A 6,746-nucleotide genomic window follows, 5' to 3' on the forward strand; every position below is an offset into this window, starting at 1 on the left:
GTGCGTGGGGGAGGTCCCGGGGTGGTGTGACACATGGGATCGATCCACAAGGCGTACACGACCGCACGTGTCCGGCCGTCACTCGGCCTTCCTGAACAACGCCGACATGTCGTCCCCCGTGTCCGGGGTGAGCCGTCCCGGCGTCTCGGGAGAGACAAGCCCGATCCGGGTGGCCAGCTCGCGGCCGTGTACGTCCACGGCGGCCTCGATGAGCCCCGCGAGTGCTGCCAGGGCGCTACGGGCACGGGACCGGGCAACAACCGCGCAACCGACGGCGGCGAGCGCGGCCGGCCACCACCAGCAGGCGAGCAGGGCGTACCCGACGGCCCAGGCGGTGAGGCGGCCGGCGGCACCGAAGGAGTCGCGGGCCGACTGGATCTGACGTACGGCGGGTTCCGGAAGCAGCAGCCACAACCGGGGCCACAGGACGGCGAGATCCACCCCGTAGGCGGCCTCGACGCGGTCGGCCGCCGCCTGCATGCGGTCGCCGTACCAGGTGGGGCGGACCGGTTCGCGCAGCGCGACACGGTCGCGGGTCTCGGTCAGGGCCTGGATCCGGGCCAGAGCGCCGTCGGGGCTCGTCCCCGCACCGCCGGATCCGGTGGTGCCGCCGACGGCCTGCTCGATGGCCAGGGTCAGTTCCGCGTCCCGGTGTCGCCACTGGCGGGCCCGGCGTGCTGTCCGGGCACGCGAGAGGGGGTCCCGGCCGAAGCGCAGCCGCCACCGCTCGATCGCACCGCCGAGGAACTGCGTGGCCAGTGAGGCCGCGGTCGAGGCGAGCAGGATGAGAGCGACCAGCAGCGCGGCGGTGCCGGTGCTGTCCAGGGCGGGGCGGGCGGCGAGTTCGTCCAGGGCAGTGCGCAGTCGGTCGACGTCGTGCCAGTGGCGGTGCCCCAGAACGGAGCCGACGGCGGACGTGGCGAGGAACAGGGCACCAGGAAGGACCAGCGAGTTCAGCCAGCGTTCGGTGAGTTTGCCGCCCAGGGTGGCGAGGAGGGGGTTCATGGGGGCGGGGTCACTGCGCCGAGCCCAGCCGGCTCTTGCGCATGCGGGTGCCGTGCACGGCGCAGTGTGGGGCGGGGAGCAGGTCGCGGGCCCGCTCCACGCGGGCGCAGAGGGGCGACCCGGGGCAGACGGCCACCTTGATGTGGGGTGCGACACCGGGGGCCGTGACGCTGCGGGAGCCGCCGGCCAGCCCGCGCGCGTCCCCGCTCCGGCGCAACGCCGTGTCCAGCGCGGCGTAGCAGTCCGCGAGTTCACCGGCGTCGGCACCGGACCGCAGTAGGTCGCGCGCACGCTCCGCCGCTTCCCTGACTCCCGGCTGCCGCAGGTCTTCGGGCGAGCCGAGCAGGGTGCACAGCGCTGCTGCCGCCCGGTCGGGGCGGGGTAGGTAAGGAGAGGCGGTCATGGTCCAAGTGTGCCCTGAACATGCCGAGTTGAGAGCATCTTCAACGTGCCGATGACGTCTGTGGTGGGGGAGTGACGGAATGGCGTACGACCGGGACGAGTACCTGAGAGCGCTCCAAGCGCGGCTGAGCCGGGTCGGGACGGCGGACGGCCCAGCGGGCGCGGAGGCCGTGTCGGGCCCCGGAGCGGTTGCCGAACTCCGGGGCCTGCTGAGGACCGCCGACCCGACAACCGACATGGAGGCCCGGCACGCGGCCGGCTGGCTCTGCCTCCTGCGGGGGACGACCGCCCCACCGGAGCACGGTCCCGTGTACGGGGCGATGGCCGGGGCGCTGCTCTTTCCGGTGTGGGTGGCTGATCCGGCGTCCGTCCCGCCGGAGCTGGCGGCCCGCTACGCGATCACCGAGCCGGTCGCACGCCCCGACCCGGCAGCCGCGGGAGGACCCGCTGAGTGGTCGGCCCTGTGCGTCGCCGCCATGATCGCGGCGGAGGGCAGGCAGCACACCCCGCCGCCGGACGCTTCCGACACTCTTCTCCGACTCCACCAAGAGGCCGCACGGGTGGCCGCGTGGACCCCCTCCCGTGAGTTACAACTGGCCCAGGCCGTAGGGCTCGGCAGCCTCGCCGTCCTCGCGACCTGGGAGTACGACAGCTCGTTCGCCGAACGGCTGGAAGAGGTGTTCCGCGCTGTTTCTCTCGCCGGGACGACCTGGCCGTTCGGGGACCTGATGGGCGGGGACCCGGTCCGGTTCATCCACCGTGCGGTCAAGCAGGCCCCGGCTGCTTCGCCCGCGCGGCTCCTCGCCCTGGACGGCTTGGCCCGCCGGCTCAAGGAACGCTACCTGAAGTCCTCCGACGTCGAGGACCTGCGTGAGGCGGTCGGTATCGCCCGTGACGTGGTGGCACAACTCCCGCCTGGGCACCCGCACCTCGTCCACGGACTGGCCGCGCTGGGGCGCGCCCTGCTGGTCTCGCTCCAGGCGGAAGGGGCCACGACGGAGGAGGACTACGACGAAGTGGTCGACCTGTGCCGCCGCGGATTCCTCTTTCACCCGCAGGGGCCCGCAGGGGCGGGCCACGATCTGGGCACGGCGCTCGCCCTGAGGGCGCAGTACACCGGCCGGGTGGCGGACCTCGACGATGCGGCCCAGGTCCTGGAGGAGGCGCTGCGGGCCGCGCGGCATCCGGGGGAGCGGGCAGCCCTGCACAACGCACTCGGCAGCGTGCTGCGCTTCCGTTCCGTCCGGACCGGGGCTGAGGCCGATCTGGAGGCGGCGCTGGCCCTCACCGACCCCGCGACGGAGGGCACGACGGGTGACCCGCAGCCGGCCTTCCTCGCCGGGGCGTTGGCCCTGTACACCCGTTACACCCGTGATCCGGAGAGGAACGGGGCGGACCTGGACGGGGCACTGCGCCGGATACAGGAGGGCGTGGCGTCCCTGCCGCCGGGCCACCTGGACCGTCCCGGGGCCCTCACCTATCTGGGCCTGGTGTTGAGGGCCTCCTACGAACGCTCAGGACGGGCGGAGGATCTGCACGCGGCGGTGGATGCCCATCGGGAGGCGGTGGCGCTCACCCCCGAAGGACATGGAGTGCTCGGACTGCGGCTGATCAACCTCAGCGCCGTGCTCATACTGCGTCACCATGTGACCGGGGACGGCGAGGACCTCCGGGAGGCCTGGGAATGCCGCCGCCGGGCCGCCGCCCTGCCCGGTCTGGGCCGGACCCACCGGGCAACGCTGCTCAGCTCGATGGGAAGCAGCCGGTTCACGGGGTACGAACGCGCCGCCGACCCGGTCCGCCGGCTCGAGCAGTCCGTGGACCTCTTCCGCCAGGCCCTGGCACTGACGCCGGAGGACGACCCCCAGGTGCTTCGCCGGCGGCTCAACCTCGCCATCGCCCTGCTCACACTCGACGCGTGGACCGCGCGGACCGGCACGCTCCGTGAGGCGCGCGAGCTGGCCGACGCCGTGGTTGCGGCACTGCCCGCGAACTCGCCCGACCTGCCGGGCGCCCTGATGGCGGCTGCGGGCGCACGCATGGCGAACCCGCGCACCCTGCTGACGTCGGCCGCCCGGCAGGAGGTGGTCGCGCTGCACCGCCGGGCGGTCGATGCCACTCCGCCCGGCCACCCCAGACGCGCGTCCCGCCTGATCGCCCTCGCCGGCCACCTGCGCGAGCTGGCCTTCGACCGGCGTCGCCGCCGGGCCGATCTGTCCGAGGCCGCCGACGTCTTCAGGGAGGCAGCACTGCAACAGCAGTGCCCGCCCTCCGAGCGGCTGGACGCGGCACTGGGCTGGGGCCTGGTCCGGACAGAGCTGGGCGAGTGGGACCGCGCCCTGGACGGCTACGAGGCGGCGGTCGATCTGCTGCACTCCGTAGCCCCGCGCCAGCTCCTCCGCGACGACCAGGAGTTCCTGCTGAGTCGCGTCGTCGGCCTGGGCGCCGCCGCCGCTGCCTGCGCGGTGCGCCGCGGCCGTCCCGGGCTCGCGGTCGGTCTGCTCGAACAGGGCAGGGGTGTGATCCTCTCCCACGCCTTCGACGCCGACAGCGACCTGACCCGGCTGCGGGAGACCGCCCCCGGTCTGGCCGCCCGCTTCGAGGAGCTGCGGGACGCCCTGGACACCGCGACCGTCGGCGAACCGCTGCCGGAGGAGGAACCACCCGGCCGTGCATCCCGCGCCGATCAGCGGCAGCGGCTGGCCGAGGAGTGGAGGAACCTCACCGACCGGATCCGCGCCGAGCATCCCGGACTGGGCCTGCTGCGCCCGGTACGGGAGTGGGACGAACGCGAGCTGCGCGCGACGGCCGCGGCGGGCCCGGTGGTCCTGGTCAACGTCTCCCCGTACGGCAGCGACGCCCTGATCGTCACCGAGCACGCCATTGACGCCGTGCCCCTCCCAGGTCTGGACCCGCGGACGACCGAGAGACGCCGGCGGGCCTTCGAGAACGCGTTGGTCCGCATCGAGACGCCCGGGATTTCACGCAGACAGTCGCAGCGCGCCCAGCAGGTCGTCCGGGCGACCCTCGCATGGCTGTGGCAGGAGGTCACCGGCCTGGTCCTCGACCGCCTCCCCGGGGCCACCCGCGTGTGGTGGTCACCCGGCGGCCTGCTGGGCACACTGCCCCTGCACGCGGCGACCCCCGCCGACGGCGGCCCCGGCGCCCTCGACCGGGTGGTGTCCTCGTACACGCCGACGTTGCGGGCACTGCACCACGCGCGCCTGCGCGCGGCCCGCCCGGCGGGCGCCGGCACCCTCGTCGTCAGTGTTCCGGAGCCCGCCGGACAGGCTCCGCTCCCGGGCGCCCGCAGCGAGGCCGGGCACCTGGCCCGACTGATCCCCGGCGCCACGCTGCTGGCGGACGGCTCCGCCACGCACACCGCGGTCGCGACGGCCCTGCACCACCACGCCTACGCGCATTTCGCCTGCCACGCTCTGGGCGACGTGCAACGCCCGTCGGGCAGCCGGCTCGTCCTGCACGACCATCGCGAACGACCGCTGACCGTGCGCGACCTGGCCCGGCTGAGGCTCCCGTCGGTACGGCTCGCCTACCTCTCCGCCTGCGCCACCCTGCGAACCAGCCCCGAACTCGCCGACGAGGCCGTCCACATCGTCAGCGCCTTCCAGATGGCGGGCTTCCCGCACGTGGTCGGCTCTTTGTGGCACGTCGACGACGCGATCGGGGCGGAGGTCGCACTCAGGGTGTACGAGGAGCTGAACACGGGTGACGGCACACTCGACGTCTCCCGCACGGCAGAGGCGCTGCACCGTGCCGTACGCACCCTGCGGGACACCTACCCGGAAACCCCGAGCCTGTGGGCGTGCCAGGTGCATGCCGGACCCTAGCAGCGCACGGTCGAGTGTCAGTGGGCGATGTTACGTTCCGTGACATGACCGATCACGCCCTGCGGCTGCTGCGGCAGGACCGCCGTCTGGCCGAACTGGCCGCCTTCCCCTTCGGCTTCGACCTCGGCCGTGCCGAACACGGCCATGTGGAGGAGGTCCGGCTCGCCTCGGGCGGGCCGCTGGACGTGGTGGCCGGGGACGACAGCGGCGGTACGTACTTCGTGTGCGCGGACGGCTCGGTGCTGTACGCCGACTCGGAGGGCGCCGCGGGGATCATAGGCTCCAGCGTCGACGAGGCACTGGAGCTCGTGATCGGCCTGCCCGGCTGGCGCGACTGCACGCATCTGTCGCCGGACGACGGCGAGGAGACCATCCTGGCGTGCGTCGCGGAGACCGAGGACGACATCCGTGAGTGCTACGGCATCGACGAGGAGCGGATCGAACTCCGCGCGGCGCTGGGCTTCCCGGAACGCTCCCCGGTCGAACTGGTGGGCAGACTGCGTGCGGCGCTGCTGCGCACCGAGCCGGACTTCGTCCTGCTCAATGCGGAGGAGGGGTGCGCGTACGACCGGTTGGGCCCGGCCGGTCCGCCGCTGTGGGAGCCCGTGCTCGCGGCGGGCCGCGCCGATCTCGCCCGATTGCGGAAGGGCGACCTCACGGCATGGCGTGAGGTCGCCGACGACCCGGTCCGGCGCCGGATCACCCTGCGGGCCGCGCAGTTCGACCGCTCCGAGGACGATCTGGACCTGCTGCGGCATCTGCTGCGGCACGAGGCGCGGTCCTCGATGACGGACGAACTGCGGCTCGCCGCCGTACTGGTGGGGCTGCACGGGAACACCGCGGATCTGCCGCTGCTGGCCGAGGTCCGGGAGACGGACTGCGACACGGCGTGCGGCCTGGGCGGTGTGCCGGGGCCGGGTGCGAGCGCGGCCGAGTTGCGGCAATGGGCGTGGGAGCTCGACGACTCGATGTTCGGGACGGACCCGTCGGACGAGCCGTTCTTCACATGGACCGACCTGGCGTCGGACCAGGGGATGACGGAGCTCGCGAGGGTGGCGCTGATCCGGGAACTCGACAGCATCGTCATGGACCGGAGCAGACTCCGGCGCCCCGACGCGCCCCATCTGCTGGACACGACTCCCCTCGTCATGCTCGTCCAGGGCTTCGAACGACTCGCCGACCTCCCCCAGGCGTTGCGCGCCCAGCGTCTGTACGCCGCCCTTCAGGAGAGGGCGTGGGACCGGGTCTCGGCTCGGCACACTCTCGCCCGCCTGGAGCGGGAGGCGGGCAGGCCGGCGCAGGCGGTGACCGCCCTGGCCGCCGTGCGTGAGGCCCTGGCCACCCCGGGCGACGACTCACTGCGTCACTGGCGGCGGGTGAACCTCGGCCGGTTCGTCGCGGAGGAGCACTACCGGCTCACCCTCGCCCTGGCCGACGCGGGCCGGCCCGAGGAGGCCCGTGCCCTCCTCGCCGCCGCCGACGCCCTCCTCG

At 73.6% G+C, this 6,746-nt stretch carries 4 protein-coding genes; 2 read left to right on the forward strand and 2 right to left on the reverse strand.

Going from position 1 to position 6,746, the window contains the following annotated elements:
• Window positions 1-78: 78 nt before the first annotated feature.
• Together CCN29_RS32585 and CCN29_RS32590 are read right to left on the reverse strand one after the other, a co-directional pair.
• Window positions 79-1,005, reverse strand: coding sequence for a hypothetical protein (locus tag CCN29_RS32585; RefSeq protein ID WP_031023989.1), 927 nt, complete (start codon window positions 1,003-1,005; stop codon window positions 79-81).
• 10 nt (window positions 1,006-1,015) lie between these two features.
• Window positions 1,016-1,408, reverse strand: a complete 393-nt coding sequence (locus CCN29_RS32590) for a hypothetical protein (protein WP_006130696.1) — start codon at window positions 1,406-1,408, stop codon at window positions 1,016-1,018.
• 79 nt (window positions 1,409-1,487) lie between these two features.
• On the opposite strand from CCN29_RS32590, the gene CCN29_RS32595 reads away from it, so the two are divergent.
• Both CCN29_RS32595 and CCN29_RS32600 read left to right on the forward strand, forming a co-directional pair.
• Window positions 1,488-5,255, forward strand: coding sequence for a CHAT domain-containing protein (locus CCN29_RS32595; RefSeq protein ID WP_086686118.1), 3,768 nt, complete (start codon window positions 1,488-1,490; stop codon window positions 5,253-5,255).
• A 44-nt stretch (window positions 5,256-5,299) separates the two neighbouring features.
• Window positions 5,300-6,746, forward strand: a 1,447-nt coding sequence (locus tag CCN29_RS32600) for a hypothetical protein (protein ID WP_086686120.1), incomplete at its 3' end; no start/stop codon positions are given.

The sequence above is a fragment of the Streptomyces pseudogriseolus genome (assembly GCA_002154585.1).
In the GTDB taxonomy this organism is placed as follows: Bacteria; Actinomycetota; Actinomycetes; order Streptomycetales; family Streptomycetaceae; genus Streptomyces; species Streptomyces pseudogriseolus.